Genomic DNA, 21,517 nt, shown 5'->3' with positions numbered 1-21,517 from the left:
GGCTCTAGTAGGCGACGCCTATCCCCTGCTTCACCGTCCTCGGGTCGTCGGCCATCGCCAGCATGGCGTGGGCCACGTCCGCGCGGGACACGAAGCGGCCCTTGGCCGGGAACCCGCCGACGACCGTGCGGTACCGGCCGGTGAGCGGTCTGTTCTGCAACCGCGGGGGGCGTACGACCGTCCAGTCCGTGGCGCTGCGGGCCAACTCGGCCTCCATCTCCAGCAGATCGGCGTAGGTGTCCTTGAGGACGGCGGAGACGACGCGGCGCGCGACACGGTCGAGGGGGCCGTCGTCCTTCGGCTCGGGGCCGACCGGAGCGGCACTCACGACCAGCAGGCGCCGGGTGCCCTCCGCCTCCATGGCGCGCAGCACCGTGCGGGTGAGCCGGGTCGCGACGCCGGCGTCCTTGCGGCTGCGGGCACCGAGGGCGGACAGGACCACCTCCCGGCCGGCCACCGCGGGGCGCACGGCGCGGGGGTCGGTCAGGTCGGCGCGGAACACCTCCAGGGCCTCGCCGGTGACGGTCAGTCCGGCAGGGTTTCGTACGACTGCTGTGACCTGGTGCCCCGCGTCCAGTGCCTGCCGGACGATCTCCTGGCCGATGCCTCCCGTGGCGCCGAAAACGGCGAGCTTCATGGCTTCTCCGGGTCTCCTGGTCGGGTGGGTTGAGTAGGCACTGACATGGCTCCCCCTCAGCGCGAGCGGATACGCACCCGTCTCCGTGTTTGTCATGAACATGACATCACCATCCCTTCGTCACCTCTCGCCACCTCTCGTCACCCCCCCCCGCCCCCCCCCGGCGCCTCCCCGGCGCTCCAGGGCCGCTGGGCCGGAATCGGGCTGTTTCTTGAGGATGGCGGGCGCGCCCGTGGTAATGGGGCCCGGACGGGGCCGATGCCGCCGCCGCGGGGCGATGCCGCTCGTAGAGGGGCCGGAGGCGCGGGCGGGGGGCCGAGCGGGCTCCGGGTGTCCGGGGCCGGGATCGGGCGCCCGTCTGGCGCTGCTCGACGCCGGTTGGAAAACCGGTGGACTGTGAGGTGGGTCACCCAGAGCGGCCTTGGCTGCGGTACTCCGCACGTGTCACGATTCCCTCACACCTTCGCTGCCCAAAAACAGCCGGAAGGTAGTGGATTGAGTTCGTATCCGCCGTTCTGACAGGCGGGACCGAGCCCCCACGACAGCCGTCTGAACTCCTCCCGCAGCCGAAGTCCTCGCCGTCGACGCCCCTGACAGATGTCAGGGGCGTACGGCTTTCCACCGGGAGATGTATCTGCCCGCCTCCTCAGCGGCGGGCGCCTCCGGGCCACCGTGAAGAAACCCGTCGACAACCACCGAGGAAGGCGGGCGATCGGCCTGCCATCCGCTCGACGTCCCAACTGCCCTTGCAGTCGAGACTCCCAAAAGAAGTGGATTCAGATATGCCGAGGCTATGCAAGCCGGCGATGAGTGCGCCGGAGTACATCATCACCGTGGAAGAGACGCTGGAATTCGCCCAACAGGCGCACGCCGGCAAGCCGCAGCTTCCCTTAGCGCTTCGTCTGATCCGCAACACGGGCGTGCAGAAGCGGCACATAGTCCAGCCCATCGAGAAGACGCTGAAGCACCCGGGCTTCGAGGAGCGCAACCGCATCTACGAGGTCGAGTCGAAGAAGCGCACGCCCGAGGTCATCGAGCAGGCGCTGAAGAACGCCGACCTGTCGGCCCGTGACATCGACGCGATCATCTACGTGTCCTGCACCGGCTTCCTGATGCCGTCGCTGACCGCGTGGCTGATCAACACGCTGGGCTTCCGCTCCGACACCCGTCAGATCCCCATCGCCCAGCTGGGCTGCGCGGCCGGCGGGGCGGCGATCAACCGGGCCCATGACTTCTGCATGGCCCACCCCGGCAGCAACGTGCTGATCGTCTCCTGCGAGCTGTGCTCGCTGTGCTACCAGCCGACCGCCGACGACATCGGCTCGCTGCTGTCCGACGGTCTGTTCGGTGACGCGGTCGCCGCCGCCGTCGTCCGGGGCAACGGGGGTACGGGCATCGAGCTGGAGCGCAACGCCTCCTACCTGATCCCGCACACCGAGGACTGGATCTCCTACGCCGTCAAGGACACCGGGTTCCACTTCCAGCTGGACCGCCGCGTGCCGGGCACCATGGAGCCGCTCGCGCCGGTGCTGCGGGAGCTGGCCAAGGACCACAGCTGGGACGCCGGCAAGCTCGACTTCTACATCATCCACGCCGGCGGTCCGCGCATCCTCGACGACCTCGCCAAGTTCCTGGAGGTCGACCGCAATGTGTTCCGGCACAGCTGGTCGACCCTGACCGAGTACGGCAACATCGCCAGCGCCGTCGTCCTGGAGGCCGCCCGCCGACTGATGGAGGAGGAGACCCCGGCGCCCGGTGCCACCGGTCTGATCGCGGGATTCGGCCCCGGCATCACCGCCGAGATGGCCCTGGGCACCTGGGCCGACGAGTCCGCCCAGATCATCCTCTGAAGCCCCCTCGCAGGGAACAAGGAAGCGAGACGTATGACTGACCTCATCCTTCCGGCGGGGGCGGGGCGGAAACTGATCACCCCGGCACAGGAGGTGACCTTCAAGGCCACCCGTGAGATGGGCTCCTCCGTGTCGATCTTCGAGGTGTTCGTGCCACCCGGATTCGACGTCGGAGCGCATGTGCACGGCGACGCCCAGGAGTTCTTCTACGTCCTGGACGGCGAGCTCGACCTGCTGTGCTTCGAGCCGACCGAGCGCACGGAGAGCGACTGGCACAAGTGGGTGTCCGCCGACGGCCAGAAGGTCGTGCGGGCGGGCGCGGGCGGCTGCATGTTCGTGCCCCCGGGCATGCCGCACGCCTTCCGCAACGCCACGGACAAGCCGGTGACGATGCTCTTCCAGTGCTTCCCGTCGCCCGTGCACGAGGACTACTTCGAGGAGATCGCGGAGATCTGGTCGCGCGGCACCGCCGTCGACGCGGCGGCCGTGGAGGACATGCGCAAGCGCTACGACGTCACCCAGCTGACGCCGCTGCGCTACGACCCGCCGTCGGCCACCTGGATCCCCGGACAGGAAACGAACGAGCAGCAGAAGAGGAGGTGACCGCGGTGGAATCGATCCCCCTGGTTCACGCGAGCCTGGGTGAGCGGGAACTGGAAGCCGTCGCGGAGGTGTTCGCCTCCGGCTGGCCGGCCGGCCAGGGCCCCAAGGGCAAGGCGCTGGAGGCGCAGCTCGCCGAGAAGTACGGTGTCGCGGACGCCGTGGCGGTGAGCAACTGCGGTGCCGCGCTGCATCTGGCGATGCTGGCGCTCGGCGTCAAGCCCGGCGACGAGGTGATCGTCGCCGACTACGGGTTCCCGGCGCCCGCGCAGGCCGTGCGCTACATGGACGCCACGCCGGTCTTCGCCGACGTACGGCCCGACACGTACACCATCGACCCGCAGGCGGTGGCCGATCTGGTCACCCCGCGCACCGTCGGGGTGATCGCGGTGGACACGGTCGGCATGCCGGCCGACTACACCGAGCTGCAGGCGATCGCCGACCGGCACGGGCTGTTCCTCGTGGAGGACGCGGCCTGCGCGGTCGGGGCGACGTACCAGGGCCGTCAGGCCGGTGCGCTCGCCGAGGTGGGCTGTCTGTCCTTCCACGGGCGCAAGGGCGCCAGCAGTGGTGAGGGCGGTGCGCTGCTCGCCCGTGATCCGGCGGTCGGCAAGGACGTGCGGCTGCGCTCGTCCTTCGGCATCGGCTCCATCTTCGACATGGGCAACGTGGTCGGCCTGCCGATCCCGACGTTCACGGAGATCGGCTACAACTTCAAGCTGTCCGACATCGCCGCGGCGATCCTCCAGGTGCAGCTCGGCCGGATCGACGAGCTGCTCCAGCGGCGCAGTGCGATCGCCGCGCAGTACGGCGAGCTGCTCGCCGACGAGGAGCTGCTGGCGCTGCCGCAGGTGCCGCAGGACCGCACCCACGCCTGGCAGACGTACATGGTGACGCTGGACGCGAGCGTGGACCGTGCCGCGGTCGCCGCCGAGCTGCGGGGCCAGGGCATCGGCTGCGGGCACGGCACGTTCGCGGCGCATGTGCAGCCCGTGTTCGAGACCAAGCAGACGTGTCCCGTCTCGGCGGATCTGTTCGCCCGCCAGATGGCGATACCCATGCACGCGGAGCTCACGCCGGATCAGGTCGAGCGCGTCGTGGCCGCCCTGCGCCGCGCGGTGCGGACCCACTCGGCGTCCAACCGAGCCCTGGGAGGGGCGGCATGACGAATCAACAGGTGACGCCCGACCGCATCATGCAGCTGATCAACGGCTACTGGTCGACCGGTGTCCTCGCCGCCGCGTCCACGTACTCGCTGTTCACCCATCTGGAGAACGGTGCGGGCACGGCGTCGGAGCTGGCCGCCCGCGCCGAGATCTCCGAGCGGGGCGCGCAGACGCTGCTCGACGGGCTGGTCAGTGTGGGCCTGGTCGAGCTGGTCGAGGGCCGCTACCGCAATACGCCGGAGGCCGCGCTCTACCTGGTCGAGGACACTCCCGTGTCGCTGGCGCGTTTCGCCCGGCTGAAGCTGAGCCACATGGGCGCGCTGGCCGATCTGGCCGAGGTGGTCAAGGTCGGCGGGCCGGTCAAGGACGTGGTCGTGGAGGTCGCGAACAACCGGCACTGGGAGGAGATCGTCAAGGCGATCGCCGCGCAGTCGGTGCCGGCCGCGGGGATCGCCGCGGAGGTGCTGGGTCTGGCCGACGCCGGTGAGGTGTCGATCCTGGACGTGGGCGGCGGTTCCGGCATCTACTCGCGGATCTGGCTGCAGAGCAATCCGGCGGCCCGCGCCACGCAGCTGGACTGGGAGCCGATCAACGCGATCGCCCGCCGGCTGCTGGACGAGCACGGTGTCGGCGACCGGTTCACCACGGTCAACGGTGACTTCCACACCACCGACTTCGGCACCGCGCAGTACGACGTGGCGGTCTACTCCCACATCGCGCACCAGGAGGGACCGGAGGACAACGTGGAGGTGTTCACCAGGCTCCGGCAGGCGCTCAAGCCGGGCGGTGCCCTGGTGGTCTGCGACTACGTCGTCGACGACGACCGCAGTGGCCCCGCGTTCCCGCTGATCTTCGCCTCGGAGATGCTGCTGAAGAGCAAGCACGGCAGCACCTGGCGCCAGGCGGACTACCGCGACTGGCTCGTCAAGGCCGGCTTCGAGGACATCTCGTTCCACTCGGCCCCGCCCGCCACCGTCGTCGTCGCCCGGTAGCGGCCGGCAGACACAGAAGGAGCCCCGATGGCCCCCGTGAACGTCTCGATCATCTACTACAGCGCCACCGGCACCATCCACGCCCTGGCGCAGGCCGCCGCAGAGGGCGCGGAGAAGGCCGGTGCGACCGTGCGGCTGCGCAAGGTCCGTGAGCTGGCTCCGCCGGAGGCGATCGGCTCGAATCCGGCGTGGGCCCGGCACATCGAGGACACCGCCGATGTCCAGGAGGCCGCTCTGGAGGACGTGGCCTGGGCGGACGCGCTGCTGTTCGGCTCCCCGACCCGGTTCGGGAACCTGGCCAGCCAGCTGAAGGCGTTCATCGACACCACCGGTCCGCTGTGGCAGCAGGGCACGCTCGCCGACAAGGTGTGCTCGGCCTTCACCGCGAGCGGTACCGCCCATGGCGGTCAGGAGTCCACCATCCTGGCGATGAGCAACACCTTCTACCACTGGGGCGGCATCATCGTGCCGCCCGGCTACACCGACCCGGTCCATTCCCAGACGGGCAACCCGTACGGCGTCTCGCACGTCTCGGGGCCGGGCGGCAGCCTGGGCGGCCCCAGCGAGGTGACCCTGGAGGCGGCCCGTCACCAGGCGCGCCGCGTCGTGGAGTTCGCCGCCGCCATCAAGGCGGGCCGCGCCTCCTGACCCGTAGGCCGGCGTCGCCTCGGTCGAGGCGAGCCGGCGGGTCGAAGCCCCGGTCGTGGCGGTGGCCGCCGGCAGGTTCTGCCGGCGGCCACCGCCACGGCCTTTTCCGCGGCCAGTTCCGGCACCCGCAATCCACAACGGGCCGCAGCGTCCCCGGTGTCCGTCGTGTGTTCCGCACAGCGCGCACGGCGCCGGCGACAGCCCGCACGCCCATTCGCTCACCGCAAAGGAGACAGTCCCCATGAAGGGCTCTGTGGCCTACCAATCGATACAGAAGCGCGGTCTTCACATCGGCCTCCTGCCGGAGATGGCCGCGGCCGTGAACCCGTCGACGCCGATCGTCCTGGACCATGACCTGGACGTCCTGCCGGAGGCGGGGCGGCGGCTGACGGTCGCCCGGTACGCCGAGCACGTGGCCGATCTGGCCGCACGGCTGTGGGCGGCCGGGGTCCGGCCCGACGACCACGTCGTGATCTACAAGACGGCCAACGCCGATCACTGGATGCTCGCGGCCGCGGTCTCCCGTATCGGCGCCATCGTCGTGAACCTCTCGCCGGCCCTGGACCCCGCGACCGTGGGTGTGCTGCTGCAGCGGGTGGGGCGGCCGACGCTGCTCACCGACGGGACGAAGCTGGATCTGCTGGCGGACGTGCCGCTGACGGACCTCACCCAGCGGGTGATCACCTCGGCCGGCGACCGGCCGGGGTCGATCTCGCTGGGCGACCTCGCGGGCTCGCCGCGGGTCAAGCCGGTGGTCCGGCCGATCGACGAGGCCGCGGTCATCACGCACACCTCCGGCACCACCGGCATCCCGAAGCTCGTGGTGCACACGCCGCGCACCCAGGGCATCCGGCTCGTGCCGCAGTGGCGGCTGCTGTCCCTGCTGCGCAAGAAGGAGACGGTCGCCATCCATGTGCCGTTCGTGCACTCGCGGATGGTCGCGGCGATGTCGCTGGCGCTGCTCAAGGAGTACCCGGTCCTGCTGATGCGGGAGACGGATCCGGCCGTGGTCGCCGAGCATCTGCTGGAGCACCGGCCGGTGCTCATCGAGGCCCTGCCGAACTCGCTGATGGAGTGGGAGGGGCTGGCCGACGACCCGCGGGCGCCGTTCGGGTCGGTGAAGGTCTTCAGCAGCACCTTCGACGCGATCCACCCGGGCACGATGAGCAAGCTGCTCAAGGCGTCCTACCGGCGTGGCGCCCTGTTCTTCCAGATCTACGGCCAGAGCGAGGTCGGGCCCGCGGTCGGCCGGGCCTACTTCCGTCACTCCGCCCACAAGGCGAACGGGCGGTGCGTGGGCTGGCAGATGCCGCTGGGCGCGGCGAAGGTCCGTGTCGTCAGCCGCGACGGGTCGCGTCCGACCGAGCAGAACCCCGGCCGTATCGAGGTCGCGTGGCCGGGCATCGCCAAGACGTACCACGGCGAGCAGGAGCGCTACGACAGCAACCGCAAGGGCGAGTGGTGGGGGACCGGCGACGTCGGCTACTTCACCAAGTTCGGCTGCCTGCACATGCTGGACCGCGAGGTCGACATGATCCCGGGGGTGAAGAGCTCCCTGGAGATCGAGGACGTCGTGCTCGGCAAGCTGGACGAGCTGAGCGAGCTGGTCGTGGTGCAGGGGCCCGACTCCGAGGCGGTCCCGGTGATCTGCACCCATGGCGACAGGCCGCTGGACCTGGCGCGCTGGCGGGCGGCCGTGGCCGACTTCCCGCAGCTGGCCGATCCGGTGCAGATCCCGGAGGCCGAGCTGCCGCGCACCGCCACGCTGAAGGTGCAGCGGCTGGCTCTGGCGGACCGGCTCAAGGACCGGATCCGGGACCGCACGTGAGGTAAGTGCCCGACCTGATCGCAGGTGGTGTGCGCGGACCCGGGGTCCGGGCGCACCACCTGCGCTTTTTCCTTGTGTTCACCCACCCATGTCTTGGAGTGCCATGTCTCGCCGCCTGTTCACCTCGGAGTCCGTGACCGAGGGACACCCCGACAAGATCGCCGACCAGATCAGCGACACGATCCTCGACGCGCTGCTGGAGCAGGACCCCGCCTCGCGCGTGGCGGTGGAGACCCTGATCACCACCGGTCAGGTGCACATCGCGGGCGAGGTGACGACGTCCGCGTACGCCGACATCGCCTCGCTCGTGCGGCAGAAGATCCTGGAGATCGGTTACGACTCGTCCGCGAAGGGCTTCGACGGCGCCTCCTGCGGTGTGTCGGTGTCCATCGGCGCGCAGTCCCCGGACATCGCGCAGGGTGTGGACACGGCGTACGAGTCGCGGGTCGAGGGCGACGAGGACGAGCTGGACAAGCAGGGTGCCGGCGACCAGGGTCTGATGTTCGGTTACGCGACCGACGAGACACCCACGTTGATGCCGCTGCCGATCGAGCTGGCCCACCGGCTCTCGCGCCGCCTCACCGAGGTCCGCAAGGACGGCACGGTCCCCTATCTGCGGCCCGACGGCAAGACGCAGGTCACCATCGAGTACGACGGCGACAAGGCCGTCCGCCTCGACACCGTCGTCGTCTCCTCGCAGCACGCCAGCGACATCGACCTCGACGCGCTGCTGACGCCCGACATCCGCCAGCATGTGGTGGAGCCCGTCCTCGCGCAGCTCGCCGACGACGGCATCAAGCTGGAGACGGAGGGCTACCGGCTGCTGGTGAACCCGACCGGCCGCTTCGAGATCGGCGGTCCGATGGGTGACGCGGGCCTGACCGGCCGCAAGATCATCATCGACACCTACGGCGGCATGGCCCGCCACGGCGGCGGCGCCTTCTCCGGCAAGGACCCGTCCAAGGTGGACCGTTCGGCCGCGTACGCGATGCGCTGGGTCGCCAAGAACGTGGTCGCCGCGGGCCTGGCCTCCCGCTGCGAGGTGCAGGTGGCGTACGCGATCGGCAAGGCCGAGCCGGTGGGGCTGTTCGTGGAGACCTTCGGCACCGAGAAGGTCGGGATCGACCGGATCGAGAAGGCCATCGGGGAGGTCTTCGACCTGCGCCCGGCGGCGATCATCCGGGATCTGAAGCTGCTGCGCCCGATCTACGGCCAGACCGCCGCCTACGGCCACTTCGGCCGTGAGCTGGCCGACTTCACCTGGGAGAGCACGGACCGCGCCGACGCCCTGCGCCAGGCGGTCCAGGCGGGCTGACCCGCCCGCCCGCGCCGGTCGGCGCCGCCCCGAAGCCGGCGGGGAGCAGCGCCACCCCCGTCACGCCGCTCCCCGCTCACTCCCCCGCCGCTCGCCTCGTGCCGCGTCGGCCCGACCGCGGCCGACCGGCCGGCGGGGTCTGCCGGGCGCCTTGCACAACAGACCACTTCCCCTCACCGAAAGGGCTCGGTTGCTATGACACCGGAAGCCACGCTCGCTCGATTCCGTGACTACATGGTGGGACCCTCCCGGTTCATGACCCTGGTGTCCTGCTTCGAGCTGGGCATCATCGACGCGCTGCGCGACCGGCCCGGCCTGACGGCGGCCGAGCTGGGCGAGGTGGCCGGCGCGAAGCCGGACGCCGTGGAGCAGTTGCTGCTCCTGCTGGTCAAGGAGGGCTTCGTCGCCCGCGACGAGGAATCCGGCGCCTACTCCCTGGACGGGCTCGCCGGTGTCTCCGACGAGCTGCTCCAGCAGGCCCTCGCCGACCTGAACATGATCAAGGCGGTCACGCTGCGCCAGCTGTTCTACCTCACCGAGAGCGTGCGCACCGGCACGGTCGCCGGTCTGAAGGAGCTGTACGGCCTCGACGGTGACCTCTACAGCGCACTGGGCAAGCTGCCGGAGCTGCGCGAGCCGTGGGCGAAGCTGATGAACACCGTCACCGCCCATGTGGACCCCTGGTTCTTCGAGAACGTCGACATCCCGGCCGGGTCCAAGGTGCTCGACCTGGCCGGCAACACCGGGCTCGGGGCCATCAACACGCTGCGGCTGAAGGACTCCCCCGGCCTGCACGTGACCAACTTCGACCTTCCGGCGAAGGAGCAGGAGAGCCTGGAGAACTTCCGGGCGCACGGCGTCGAGGACCGCTGCGCGTTCATCGGCGGCGATGTCTTCGAAGAGGTTCCCAAGGGCTTCGACGTCGTGCTGATCAAGCACTTCCTGCCCATGTTCGACAAGAGCGACGTACTGCGGATCCTCAAGGGCGTGTACGACTCCCTGGAGCCCGGTGCGCAGGTGCACGCGCTGGTTCCGGTGTTCCCCGAGGACATCACCGACACCGAGAACTACACCGTCGATTTCTATCCCAGCTTCTTCATCGGCTGCACGATGGGCCAGGGCGGCCCGCAGAAGCTCTCGACGTGGCAGAGCTGGCTCGAAGAGGCCGGTTTCAAGGTGACCAAGGCCGTCACCGACGACCCGGCGAACCTGCCGCCGCACGCCCTCACCGTGGAAGCCGTTCTGTCCGCCACCAAGCTCGCCTGACAGGAGGAGACATGTCCGCAACCTTCGATTCCGACACCGGGACCGCAGCCGTGAACGAGCTCGGCGGGGTGCTCGGCGAGGCCGGTGCCACCGCCCTGGCCGGCGCGCGCGAGCAGCTGGCCGAGGGGCTGCTGCGCGCCGCCTTCGTCATGTGGGAGGACCCCCAGGCCCGGCCGAGGCTCCTCGGTGTGCTGCAGGCCGCGGTCAACAGCGAGCAGGGCGCCGCAGCGATGCGCCAGCTCCTCGACAAGCAGCTGTTCGCGCAGGCCGGCAAGGCCATCGGCGTGGAGGGCATGGACCTGCACGAGGCGGCCGCGCACATCGGCGTGCCCCCGATCAACATCAACGCCGCGACGGCGCAGGTGTGGGGTGTCGTCCTGCTGCGCTACATCGTGAAGCTCGAACCGATCGCGTCGGCCTCCAGCGAGGAGCTGATCCAGCTGCTGAGCCCGACGATCCAGCGTTACCTGGGCTGACCCGCCCTCATGTGACGGCCCGCCGGTGCTGTCCGGCGGGCCGTCACGGCGTACGCACCTGTCTGTTCGACGCCTTGAAGGTCCAGCGCGGTCCCGCACGGCCCGGCTCGGTTCCTCGACATCGGCAGAGACAGGAAACATGACTACGACACATCGCACTGTGTGCGTGATAGGCGCCGGTCCCCGCGGGCTCTCCGTGCTGGAGCGACTGTGCGCCAATGCCCGCTCACAGCCCGAACAACGGACCACCCATGTCCATGTGGTCGACCCCTACCCGCCGGGACCCGGCAGAGTGTGGCGCACCGACCAGTCTCGTCACCTGCTCATGAACACGGTCGCCGGGCAGATCTCGGTGTTCACCGACGCCTCGGTCGACCTTCGCGGTCCCCTGGAACCCGGCCCGAGCCTGTACGAGTGGTCGGTGGCTCTGCTCGCGGGGGAGTTCGGCGACGACCATCCGGCCCATGTGATCGAGGAGGCCCGCACGCTGGGCCCCGACACCTATCCGACGCGCGCCTTCTACGGGGACTACTTGCGGTGGGTGTACGGGCGGGTGCTGGAACGCGCGCCCGCCGGACTGACGGTCACCGCGCACGCCGGCCTCGCCGTGTCCCTGGACGACGGCCCCGACGCGCCGGGCGGACCCCGCCAGCGGGTGGTGCTCGCCGACGGAACGGTGCTGGACGGACTGGACGCGGTGATCCTGTGCCAGGGCCATCTGCCGGCCGCGGCTAACGCCGCCGAGCGGGAGTTCCTCGACCGGGTCCGGGAGGCGGGTCTGACCCATGTGGCGCCGGCCAATCCCGCCGACGTCGACCTGACCGGGCTGGCGCCGGGCCGAACGGTGCTGCTGCGCGGGCTCGGGCTGAACTTCTTCGACTACATGACCGAGCTCACCGTCGGCCGCGGCGGCTCCTACGCGCGCACCGGCGGCCGGCTGGTGTACCGGCCCTCGGGGCAGGAGCCGCGGCTGTACGCCGGTTCGCGGCGCGGTGTGCCGTACCAGGCGCGGGGCGAGAACGAGAAGGGCCCGCACGGCCGTCATGAACCGCTGCTGCTCACGGTCGAGCGGATCGCCGCGCTGCGCCGGGCGCACGGGCGGACCGGGCTCGGTTTCCAGGAGCATCTGTGGCCGCTGATCGCCCGCGAGGTCGAGACCGTCTACTACCGGACGCTGCTCGTCTCGCGCGGGCACACCGAGGAGGCGCGGCGGTTCCAGGAGGACTTCCTGGCGGCCGGCTGGGGCGCGCGGGACACCGACGCGGTGCTCACGGCGTACGGCCTGGAGGACAAGGACCGCTGGGACTGGGACCTGCTCGCCCGCCCTTACCGGGACCGGGAGTTCAGCGGGCCGCAGGACTTCACCGGCTGGCTGCTCGACCATCTGCGCCAGGATGTGGCCGAGGCCCGCTCCGGCAACGTCAGCGGTCCGGTGAAGGCGGCGCTCGATGTGCTGCGGGATCTGCGCAACGAGATCCGGCTGGCCGTCGATCACGGCGGGCTGCACGGTGACTCCTACCGTGCCGATCTCGACGGCTGGTACACGCCGCTCAACGCGTATCTGTCGATCGGTCCGCCGGCCCGCCGGGTGGAGGAGATGGTGGCCCTGATCGAGGCCGGTGTGCTGCGTGTGGTCGGCCCCGATCTGCGGGTGGTGGCCGGCTCCGGCGGATATCTGGCCTCCTCGCCGCTCGTGCCGGGCTCGGAGGTGCGGGTGGAGGCGCTGGTCGAGGCGCGGCTGCCGGACATCACGCTGCGGCGCACGCGCGATCCGCTGCTGCGGCATCTGCTGGCGACCGGGCAGTGCGGCGGATACCGCATCCGTACGCGGGACGGCGGCTGGTGGGAGACCGACGGACTGGCGGTCACCGAGCGGCCGTTCCGTCTGCTCGACGCGGACGGGCGGGCGCATCCGCGCCGTTTCGCGTTCGGTGTGCCGACCGAGTCGGTGCACTGGGTGACGGCGGCCGGTATCCGGCCGGGCGTGAACTCCGTGACGCTCACCGACTCCGACGCCATCGCCCGCGCGGCGCTCGGGTTCGAGGGCGATGCCGAGCGAGGTGAAGGCGGCAGCCCGGTCGAGCGGGGCGAAGCCGGCAGCCCGGTCGAGCGGGGCGAAGCCGGCAGCCCGGTCGAGCGGGACGGAGGCGACAGCGCGGGCGTGCCGGCCGGCGGGGTCGGTGCGTATGGACGGAAAGACCTCACAGGAGGACTCACCCATGCCCTCTGACATCGGCTTCGCCGCGGACGCGGCGCCCGGCCTCGGGGCGGCGCCGGAGGCCGGTCTGCTGTCTCCGGTGTGGGCGGACACCCCGGTCTCGGCGGCGGTGTCCGACAGGGCGTGGCTGCAGGCCATGCTGGATGCCGAGGCGGCGCTGAGCCGGGCGCAGGCGCGGCTCGGGACGGTGCCCGAGGCGGCCGCGCGGGTGATCACCGAGGCCGCGCGGGCCGACCGGCTCGACCTGGTCGCCCTGGCGCGGCAGGCGCGCGAGTCCGCCAACCCGGTGGTGGGGCTGGTGCGGGAGTTCACCGCGCTGGTGGCCCGTCAGGACGGGGAGGCGGCCGGGTATGTGCATCGCGGTTCGACCAGCCAGGACATCCTCGACACGGGGAGCGTGCTGGTCGCCCGGCGGGCTCTCGGGCTGATCCGCGCGGACCTGGAGCGCGTCGAGGGGGCGCTGGCCGTCCTGGCGGCCGAGCACCGGGACACGCTGATGGCGGGCCGGACGCTGGCCCTGCACGCGGTGCCCACGACCTTCGGTCTGAAGGCGGCGGGCTGGCGGCATCTGCTGCTGGACGCGGTGGAGAAGCTGGACCGGCTCAGCGCCGGTGGGCTTCCCGTGCAGCTCGGTGGGGCGGCCGGCACGCTGGCCGGGTATCTGGAGTTCGCGCCGGGCGTGGACCGGGCCGCGTATGTGCGGGAGCTGACGGAGGCGTTCGCCGCCGAACTGGGGCTTGCCGTACCGCTGGTGCCGTGGCATGTGCTGCGTACGCCGGTCGTGGACGTGGCGGTGGCCGCCGCGTTCGTGTGCGGCGCGCTCGGCAAGATCGCCGTCGATGTGCTGTCGCTGACCCGGACGGAGGTCGGTGAGGTGCACGAGCCGGCGCCCAGTGGGCGGGGGGCGTCCTCGGCGATGCCGCACAAGCGCAACCCGGTGCTGGCGACGGCCATCAGGTCGGCCGCGCTGCAGGCGCCGCAGCTCGCGGCGACGGTGCTGGGCTGTCTGCCGAGCGAGGACGAGCGCTCCGCGGGTGCCTGGCACGCGGAGTGGGAGCCGCTGCGCGCCCTGCTGCGGCTGGCGGGCGGGGCGGCGCACCAGGCGGTGGAACTGGTCGGCCAGTTGGCGGTGGACCCGGCGCGTATGCGCGCCAACACCGAGCTCACCGGGGGGCAGATCGTGTCCGAGCGGATCGCTGCCGTCCTCGCCCCGCTGCTGGGCAAGGCGCGGGCACGCGAGCTGCTGAACGAGGCGTCCGCCCGGTCGGCGCGCACCGGTGAGCCGCTGGCCGAGGTGCTGCGGCAGGACGACCGGGCGGCAGCCTTGGCGGCCGACGCCCGGCTGACCGACCTGTTCGAGCCGGAGGCGTACACCGGGGCGGCCGGTGCCTTGACGGACCGCGCGCTGTCCCGGCCACTGCCCTCGGCGCACGGGTGACAAGCACCGATCGTCGGGCGCCGCTGACTGGCGCCCGACGATCGGGTAGTCGTGGTCACACCCGCAGGTACCCCGCCGACCTGCGCGGATGCTACGACTTGTGATGTGGCGGTGGTGTCAGCGCTGTCGGCTCAGCGCGATCTGGGTCAGTTCGTCGATGTCGAACTCGGAGCGGCCCGGCCTGCCGTACCGGGTGATCTTGCCGCGGCTGACCCACTTGCGGATCGTCGCCTCGGACACACCTGCGGCGAGGGCGGCCACGTTCGTGGGCACCAGCCGGTGGCGTGGCGGTCTGCTCATGTGCTGACGGCCTTCCGCTGCCGCTCCATGAGCGGACGCAGAGTGATCCATTCGTGCATTTCCCATGTGTGTCCCGAGCTGCACTGGATGCTTCTCTTTCCTGTGTTTCCGATACGTTGCGGTGAGGTGTTGATCGTCCCTGTGCAGTCGTCCACGACGCACTCCCTGCTGGACACGTGATGTTCACCCGGAGCGGGGTCGATCGTGTGCAGCAATTCCAGTCTCAGGCCGTCGATCTCGTCGGCGAAATCGGCGGCCGGAGGCTGTGCGACGAGCCATTCGAGATGGCGCAGCAAAAAGCGCGAAAGGTTGGGCACCGATCGCGCGGGGGCGTCATTTCCGAGCTTTTCCGTGACGAACACCGACCATGACTCCAGAATGGTCATGATGTTGTTCCTGGCGTCGAGCACGGACAGGTCGAGGCGGTCCCGGTTGCGGCTGCCGGACACTCTGGTCTGGTTCACCCGCCGGGCGATGGGTGCTACGTGGTGCAGGCTCTCCTGGTACAGGCCGGGAAGCGCGCGCAGGTTGCTCTCCACTTGCCTGATGCAGGAGCGGCAGAGGACGGACCCGGTGGCTGCGGGGAGTTCCTGGCTGTGATTTCTGAGGCATAAGTGATACACCATTCAGGCTCCTTCACGTCGTGGCTCGTCCCGCGACCATCCCGGAAACACAGAGATTCCCCCATGCTGATCGCAGACGCCGAGAATCACCGAAAGGACGCCGCTCGCCGATGAACGGACCGTCCGGGGAATTTCGGCGCAGAAAGTCGGGTCTGGTCCGGCGCGTGCCAGCCCTGATGTGTGCGGCGGATACGGTGCTCGCGTTCCATGCCCATGCGGCGGCCAAGGCGTGAAACTATGGGTGCACAAGGAGGCTTCCACGCGCTCGTTCGGGGTGTCAACGTTCACTATGCGCAGTCGATCGTCGCTAAAGGGGAACTCCAGATTCGCCCCAAGTCGGCATGGTCACCTGAAGTCAGGGCCCGCGGCGGCCGAGCCCTGCGGCACCGGCTGAGCGTCACCGCTTTGCTGGTGCACCGATGTCCGTACATCTACTCAAGGAGATTTGTGTGACTCCCGACGTGACCAACGACGCCGGCCAGGGGGCCGACCTCGCGCGCCGCACCAGCGCCGACCTGCTGCAGCGCGTGGAGGACCGGCTGCGGTCCCAGCTCTCCGCCGGGCGGGACACGTGGGCGGAGGTGGACGAACGGTCGGTCGTGCCCTTCGACGCGCTGTCCGAGCTGATGGCGTCGGGTGGCAAGCGCGTCCGGCCCGCCTTCTGCATCGCCGGTCATCTCGCGGCCGGGGGCGACCCCGACGACCGAGGGATCGTGGCGGCCGCGGCTGCCCTGGAGATGCTGCACGTCGCGCTGCTCGTGCACGACGACATCCTGGACGACTCCAGCCAGCGGCGTGGACTGCCGACCGTCCACGCCAAGCACACCGCCGTGCACCAGGAGCGGGGCTGGCAGGGCGAGTCGCGCCGGTTCGGCGAGGGGGTGGGCGTCATCGTCGGCGACCTGGCCCTGGTCTACGCGGACGAGTTGATGACCGAGGCGCCGGTGGCGGCCGTCGAGGAGTGGAACAGGCTGCGCGCCGAGGTGCTGATCGGCCAGTACATGGACGTGGTGGCGGCCGCCGAGTTCTCGGTCGACCCGAGGCTGTCGCGGCTGATCGCCGTCATCAAGTCCGGCCGTTACACCATCCACCGGCCCCTGCTCGTCGGCGCGAGCGTGGCGGGCCGCGCCGATCTCGCGCCCGCGTTCGCGGAGTACGGCGAGGCGGTGGGCGAGGCGTTCCAGCTCCGGGACGACCTGCTGGACGCCTTCGGGGACTCCGCGACCACCGGCAAGCCCGCCGGTCTCGACTTCAGCCAGCACAAGATGACGCTCCTGCTGGGCTGGGCGATGCAGCGCGACGAGTCGATCCACACCCTGATCACCGAGCCGGGGCACAGCGCCGACGACGTGCGCCGTCACCTCCTGGAGACCAAGGTCCCCGACGACGTCGAGCGGCACATCGCCGGCCTCGTCGAGCGGGGCTGCAAGGCCATCGCCGACGCCCCGATCGACCCGGTGTGGCGGGAGGAGCTGAAGAACATGGCCAAGTGGGTGGCCTACCGCGACGCGTGAGACCGCTACCGGCCCACCGGGGACCGCGGGGCGGCCCCGCCGGCCGCGGTGGTGCGGACGGTTCTGGACGGTGCCGGTGAGCGCGATGGCGCCGAGGGTCCCTGCGGTGCCGGCAGCCGCGGCGGCCCTGCCGGGCCGGCAGCCGCGGGGGGGGGGTCGGCGGTGCCTCCTATGCCAGCAGCCGCGGGGGGTTCGGCGGCGATCCCTGCCGGGCCGGCAGCCGCGCCGGATGCGGCGATCCCCGTGTCCGCAGCCGCGGTCGATGCGGTGACCCCTCGATACCGGGCCCGCGGCGGATGCGGCGGTCCCCGCCATGCCGGCAGCCGCGGGGGGGGGTCGGTGATCTCTGCCGGACCGGCAACCGCGGGGGGTTCGGCGGCGGTCCCGCTATGCCGGCAGCCGCGCCGGATGCGGTGATCCCCCGTGTCCGCAGCCGCGGTCGATTCGGTGACACCCGCCGTGCGGCGATCCGTGGCCCCGGTCGTGTGGCCGGCCCCCGGCCCCCTCGGCGGTCGTGGTGGTCCCGCGTGCGGTGTCGTGGGCTCGATGTCTGCCGGAGGTCTGCTCGTGGATCGCCGGACGGTCGCTCGAATCGGCCCGCGGCCGGGCTCGGCACCGCTGCCGTGGGTCGCGGCGGCTCCCGCCGCCCACCAGGCGTGTCGTGCCGAGCGCCCCGGCACGGTGCGGCGGCGCCGGTGCCGTGGGCGGGCGGGCGGCCATGCGGCGCGGCTCGTAATTCCCTGCCGCAACGGGGGCGCACCCCGCATGATGGATCCAACATGCTTGAGGGGGGCGGGAGTTGAGACGGGAGTCAGGAGCCGTCGGCGGGGCCGGCGGCCACGGTCACGCCGTGGTGATCGGCTCCGGTCTCGCCGGGCTCACCGCGGCCCGCGCCCTGGCCAACTTCATGGACCGGGTCACCGTGATCGAGCGCGACCGGCCGCCGCGCGGATCCGGGCGGCGCCGGGGCGTGCCCCAGGCCCGGCACACCCACACCCTCATGCCCGCCGCGCACCAGGGCCTGGAGCAGCTGTTCCCGGGCATCGTCGCCGACCTCACCGGCGCCGGCGCGGTCCGCGTCCGCGTGCCGCAGGACATGCTGCTGCTCGGCCCGGCCGGCTGGCTGCCCCGCTTCGACGCCGGCCTCACGCTGCTCAGCGCCGGCCGCGACCTGATCGACGCCGTCGTACGCGAGCGGCTGTACGCCGACCCGAAGGTGACCTTCCTCCAGGAGCTCGAGGCCGTCTCCCTCGCCCCCGGCCGGGGCGACACCGTCACCGGCGTGTGGGTGCGCGGCCGTGACCGGCGGGCACCCGGCGGCTGGGGCCCCCGGCACCTGATTCCCGCCGACTTCGTGGTGGACGCCGGCGGGCACGGCTCACGCGCCCCCCGCTGGCTGTCCGAACTCGGCTACCGGACACCCCAGGAGTCGGCCGTCCGCACGGCGACCACCTACGCCTCGACCGTGTTCGCGCCTCCGGTCGGCCATGTCGCCGACTTCAGCAGCCTGCTGCTGATGGGCACCCCCGACCTCCCCCGCCAGGGCGTGCTGCACCCCGTCGAGGGCGGCCGCTGGTCGGTGACGCTCAGCGCCCGCGACGGCAGCCCGCCGCCCACCGACCACGAGGGCCTGCTGCGCGCCGCGGGCGAGCTGCGCCATCCGCTGCTGCGCGAGGTCATCGAGGCCGCCACTCCCCTCGGCCCGGTCTACGCCTGCACCCGCACCGAGAACCGCTGGCGGCACTACGAACGGCTGCGCCGCTGGCCCGACCGGTTCCTCGTCGTCGGTGACGCCTTCATCACCCTGGACCCGGCCCACGGCCACGGGATGACGCTCGCCGTGCAGTGCGCCCTCGTCCTCGACCATGTGCTGACCGACCACGGCACCGCCACCGGCATCAGCTTCCGGCTGCGCCAGGCCCTCGCCCAGCATCTGGCGCCCACCTGGCAGGCCAGCCTGCGCAGCCTCGGCGCGGCGGGGACCGGCCCGGACCTGCCCTCCGACGGGCTGCGCGCCCGCATCGGCCGGCACCGCACGGCCCGGCTGGCCGCGGCGGCGACCACCGACGAGGACGCGGCCCGGCTGCTGCTCGACCGCCTGCAGAACATCACCGCCCCCGCCACCGGACCGCGCCGCAACGCACTGCGCGCGGTGCTGCGCGCCCCGCGCCGGCCGGTGCTCGGGGCCCCGCCCAGCACCACCCACGGCCAGGGCGCCCGGCGCCGCCGTGCCGCACCGGCCGCCCCCGCCACCGGAATCTCCGGCGGCCCGGCCCGGCCACGGGCCGTGAACTCCTCGGCGCGGCGCAGCGGCACGAGCGGCTGACCTGCGGCCGCGCCCACCGTTCGGCTGCGGTCCGCAATGCCCGGCCCGGCCGAAGCCGCTGGACAGGGGACAACTACACTGTCGTTCATGAAAAGAGTGGAGCAACTGGCCGCCGCTTACGGCGACTTGACCGGCCGAAGGCGGGTGCGGGCCGGTAACTGGGCGGGCTTTTCAGGCGTGTTAGGTACGCAAGAGGCCAATGTGCGCCCAGGCAGCTCGAAACTCGCTCAAGAATCACTTGAGTTGACTACCGCGTCCGAGGGGTATGCGGTTGTCCGACCGAGTGAGGCATGGATACGGTTCCAGCCGATTCACGGCACGCGAGGGGAGGGCGCGCGGGGATGAGCACGACCCAAGAAGCGCCAGTTGGTGCCCGCACCGAGGCACCTAGAGGCGAACGGATCGCCGACTGGGCGGACGGACGGCTCGGGATCTACCACTTCAGGTTCCTGGTCCGCAAGGTCTTTCCCGACCACTGGTCGTTCATGTTCGGTGAGATCGCGCTCTACAGCTTCATCATGCTGCTGCTCACCGGCGTGTGGCTCACCATGTTCTTCGACCCGAGCATGTCGGAGGTCGTGTACGAGGGCACGCACGCCCCCCTGCAGGGCATCCCGATGTCGCGGGCGTACGAGTCGACGGTCGAGATCAGCTTCGATGTGCGCGGCGGCCTGTTCATCCGCCAGCTGCACCACTGGTCGGCGCTGACCATGATCGCGGCCCTGTGTGTCCACACACTGCGCCACTTCCTCACCGGGTCGTTCCGCAAGCCGCGTGAGGCGAACTGGCTCATCGGCTTCGTGCTGCTGGTCGTGGTCACCCTCGAGGGCTTCGTCGGCTACTCGCTCCCGGACGACCTGCTCTCGGGCACCGGTCTGCGCATCACCGAGGGCATCACACTCGCCATCCCGCTGGTCGGCACGTATCTGACGATGCTGCTGTTCGGCAGCGAGTACCCGGGCACCGACATCATCCCGCGGTTCTACAGCATCCACATCCTGCTGCTGCCGGGCATCATCGTCGCCCTGATGACGATCCACCTGATCCTGGTCTTCTACCACAAGCACACCCAGTTCCGGGGTCCGGGCCGCACCGAGAAGAACGTCGTCGGCCAGCCTCTGATGCCGCACTACACGGCCAAGGCGGGCGGGTTCTTCTTCCTCGTCACCGGTGTGCTCGCCCTGATGGCCGGCATCGCGCAGATCAACCCGATCTGGAGGTACGGCCCCTACCGGTCCGACCAGATCTCGCAGGGGTCGCAGCCCGACTGGTACATGGGCTTCCTGGAAGGCGCGCTGCGGGCCATGCCGGCCTGGGAGTTCGTGCTGCCGGGCGGCTACACCGTCAACATGGGCGTGCTGATCCCCGCGGTCATCCTGCCCACCCTGATGATGGCCGTGATCGCCCTGTGGCCGTTCCTCGAAGCCTGGGTGACCGGCGACAAGGAGGAACACCACCTCCTGGACCGGCCGCGCGACCACCCCACGCGGACCGCGTTCGGCGTCGCGTTCGTCTCGCTGTACCTGGTGCTCTTCTTCGGTGGCTCCAACGACATCCTGGCCGAGCGCTTCCACCTGTCGCTGAACTCGATCACCTGGTCGGTCCGGATCGGAGTCTTCGTCGTCCCGGCGCTGACGTACATCATCACCCGGCGGATCTGTCTGGGCCTGCAGCGGCGGGACCGCGACAAGCTCCTGCACGGCCGCGAGACCGGCCGGATCCGCAGGCTGCCGCACGGCGAGTTCGTCGAGGTGCACGAGCGCCTGGACCGCCAGCAGGAGTACGCGCTGCTGGCCCGCCACGAGTACAAGCCGCTGCCCGCGCCCGCCGCCGAACGCGACGGTGTGCCCAACCCCAAGGCGCGCAAGCAGATGCTGCGCTACCGGGTCAGCCGCTGGCTGTACGGCGGGCAGATCGCCAAGCCCACGCTGGAGGAGATGCGCGAGGCGCTGGAGCACTTCGAGCACGCGAACGGGCACGGCTCGCCGAACGGGCAGCCGAAGATCGGCGCCCAGAGCCGTGCCGAGGCGCGGGAGACGGAGCAGCAGGAACTGCACTGACCTGGCGGCATGGCGCAGAGGGCCGGACCAGGGGCGGCGCGGGTGATCAGGGGACGGTCACCCGCGCCGCCGTCTTTCCGCGGCCTGCCGCAGCGCCCCTGCCTGCCGCGACATCCCTGCCTGCCGCAGCACCCCGCCTCCCACCACACCCCTGCCTCCCGCAGCCCCCGGTCTGTGGCAGCCCCCGGCTTCTCGCAGCCCCGGCCTCTCGCAACATCCCCGCCCGCCGCTTCCTCCCGAGCCCGCAGCGACGCCGTCAC

17 protein-coding genes are annotated in these 21,517 nt (G+C 71.1%); 14 read left to right on the top strand and 3 right to left on the bottom strand.

What is annotated here, in order from left to right:
• Positions 1-4: 4 nt before the first annotated feature.
• Entirely contained in the window at positions 5-637 is a 633-nt protein-coding gene (locus ACSU6M_RS34020) for an NAD(P)-dependent oxidoreductase (RefSeq protein ID WP_437075620.1), read from the bottom strand.
• A gap of 782 nt (positions 638-1,419) precedes the next feature.
• Here ACSU6M_RS34020 and ACSU6M_RS34015 point away from each other — a divergent pair.
• From ACSU6M_RS34015 to pcaB, 11 genes are all read left to right on the top strand, one after another.
• Positions 1,420-2,487: a type III polyketide synthase gene (locus ACSU6M_RS34015; protein WP_437075618.1), complete on the top strand. Its 1,068-nt coding sequence runs from the start codon at positions 1,420-1,422 to the stop codon at positions 2,485-2,487.
• A 33-nt stretch (positions 2,488-2,520) separates the two neighbouring features.
• Positions 2,521-3,090, top strand: coding sequence for a cupin domain-containing protein (locus ACSU6M_RS34010; protein WP_437075616.1), 570 nt, complete (start codon positions 2,521-2,523; stop codon positions 3,088-3,090).
• Between the two features lie 5 nt (positions 3,091-3,095).
• Positions 3,096-4,253: a DegT/DnrJ/EryC1/StrS family aminotransferase gene (locus tag ACSU6M_RS34005; RefSeq protein ID WP_437075614.1), complete on the top strand. Its 1,158-nt coding sequence runs from the start codon at positions 3,096-3,098 to the stop codon at positions 4,251-4,253.
• On the top strand, positions 4,250-5,245 hold the full coding sequence (locus ACSU6M_RS34000; RefSeq protein ID WP_437075612.1) for a class I SAM-dependent methyltransferase: 996 nt from the start codon (positions 4,250-4,252) through the stop codon (positions 5,243-5,245). The genes ACSU6M_RS34005 and ACSU6M_RS34000 overlap by 4 nt, the downstream gene beginning before the upstream one ends.
• 27 nt (positions 5,246-5,272) lie before the next feature.
• Complete coding sequence (gene wrbA, locus ACSU6M_RS33995; RefSeq protein ID WP_437075611.1) at positions 5,273-5,893, top strand: NAD(P)H:quinone oxidoreductase; 621 nt, start codon at positions 5,273-5,275, stop codon at positions 5,891-5,893.
• Between the two features lie 241 nt (positions 5,894-6,134).
• On the top strand, positions 6,135-7,721 hold the full coding sequence (locus ACSU6M_RS33990) for a class I adenylate-forming enzyme family protein (protein ID WP_437075609.1): 1,587 nt from the start codon (positions 6,135-6,137) through the stop codon (positions 7,719-7,721).
• Positions 7,722-7,824: 103 nt separating this feature from the next.
• Positions 7,825-9,036, top strand: a complete 1,212-nt coding sequence (gene metK, locus ACSU6M_RS33985; RefSeq protein ID WP_437075607.1) for a methionine adenosyltransferase — start codon at positions 7,825-7,827, stop codon at positions 9,034-9,036.
• Positions 9,037-9,270: 234 nt separating this feature from the next.
• Positions 9,271-10,302 (top strand): methyltransferase, encoded by a 1,032-nt coding sequence (locus ACSU6M_RS33980; RefSeq protein WP_437075605.1) that lies wholly within the window; start codon positions 9,271-9,273, stop codon positions 10,300-10,302.
• Between the two features lie 11 nt (positions 10,303-10,313).
• Positions 10,314-10,778: a hypothetical protein gene (locus ACSU6M_RS33975; RefSeq protein ID WP_437075603.1), complete on the top strand. Its 465-nt coding sequence runs from the start codon at positions 10,314-10,316 to the stop codon at positions 10,776-10,778.
• A gap of 139 nt (positions 10,779-10,917) precedes the next feature.
• Entirely contained in the window at positions 10,918-13,008 is a 2,091-nt protein-coding gene (locus ACSU6M_RS33970) for an FAD/NAD(P)-binding protein (RefSeq protein ID WP_437075601.1), read from the top strand.
• Positions 12,998-14,434 carry a 3-carboxy-cis,cis-muconate cycloisomerase gene (pcaB, locus tag ACSU6M_RS33965; protein ID WP_437075599.1) on the top strand — a complete coding sequence of 479 codons (1,437 nt, stop codon included), beginning with the start codon at positions 12,998-13,000 and terminating at the stop codon, positions 14,432-14,434. Before ACSU6M_RS33970 ends, pcaB begins: the two co-directional genes overlap by 11 nt.
• 117 nt (positions 14,435-14,551) lie before the next feature.
• Here pcaB and ACSU6M_RS33960 read toward each other — a convergent pair whose 3' ends face one another.
• Both ACSU6M_RS33960 and ACSU6M_RS33955 read right to left on the bottom strand, forming a co-directional pair.
• The gene (locus ACSU6M_RS33960) at positions 14,552-14,734 is read right to left on the bottom strand and encodes a hypothetical protein (protein WP_437075598.1); all 183 of its coding nucleotides are present in this window, start codon (positions 14,732-14,734) and stop codon (positions 14,552-14,554) included.
• Positions 14,731-15,273: a hypothetical protein gene (locus tag ACSU6M_RS33955; protein WP_437075596.1), complete on the bottom strand. Its 543-nt coding sequence runs from the start codon at positions 15,271-15,273 to the stop codon at positions 14,731-14,733. Before ACSU6M_RS33955 ends, ACSU6M_RS33960 begins: the two co-directional genes overlap by 4 nt.
• Positions 15,274-15,806: 533 nt before the next feature.
• Here ACSU6M_RS33955 and ACSU6M_RS33950 point away from each other — a divergent pair.
• The 3 genes from ACSU6M_RS33950 to qcrB all read left to right on the top strand — a co-directional run bounded on the left by ACSU6M_RS33950 (position 15,807) and on the right by qcrB (position 21,257).
• Positions 15,807-16,871 (top strand): polyprenyl synthetase family protein, encoded by a 1,065-nt coding sequence (locus tag ACSU6M_RS33950; protein ID WP_437075594.1) that lies wholly within the window; start codon positions 15,807-15,809, stop codon positions 16,869-16,871.
• A gap of 850 nt (positions 16,872-17,721) precedes the next feature.
• Positions 17,722-19,197, top strand: a complete 1,476-nt coding sequence (locus tag ACSU6M_RS33945; protein ID WP_437075593.1) for an NAD(P)/FAD-dependent oxidoreductase — start codon at positions 17,722-17,724, stop codon at positions 19,195-19,197.
• 341 nt (positions 19,198-19,538) lie between these two features.
• Complete coding sequence (gene qcrB / locus ACSU6M_RS33940; protein ID WP_437075592.1) at positions 19,539-21,257, top strand: cytochrome bc1 complex cytochrome b subunit; 1,719 nt, start codon at positions 19,539-19,541, stop codon at positions 21,255-21,257.
• Positions 21,258-21,517 lie beyond the last annotated feature (260 nt).

This window comes from Streptomyces sp. enrichment culture, from assembly GCF_964272895.1.
Taxonomy (GTDB): Bacteria; Actinomycetota; Actinomycetes; order Streptomycetales; family Streptomycetaceae; genus Streptomyces.
This window is presented reverse-complemented; position numbering and strand designations above follow the sequence as displayed.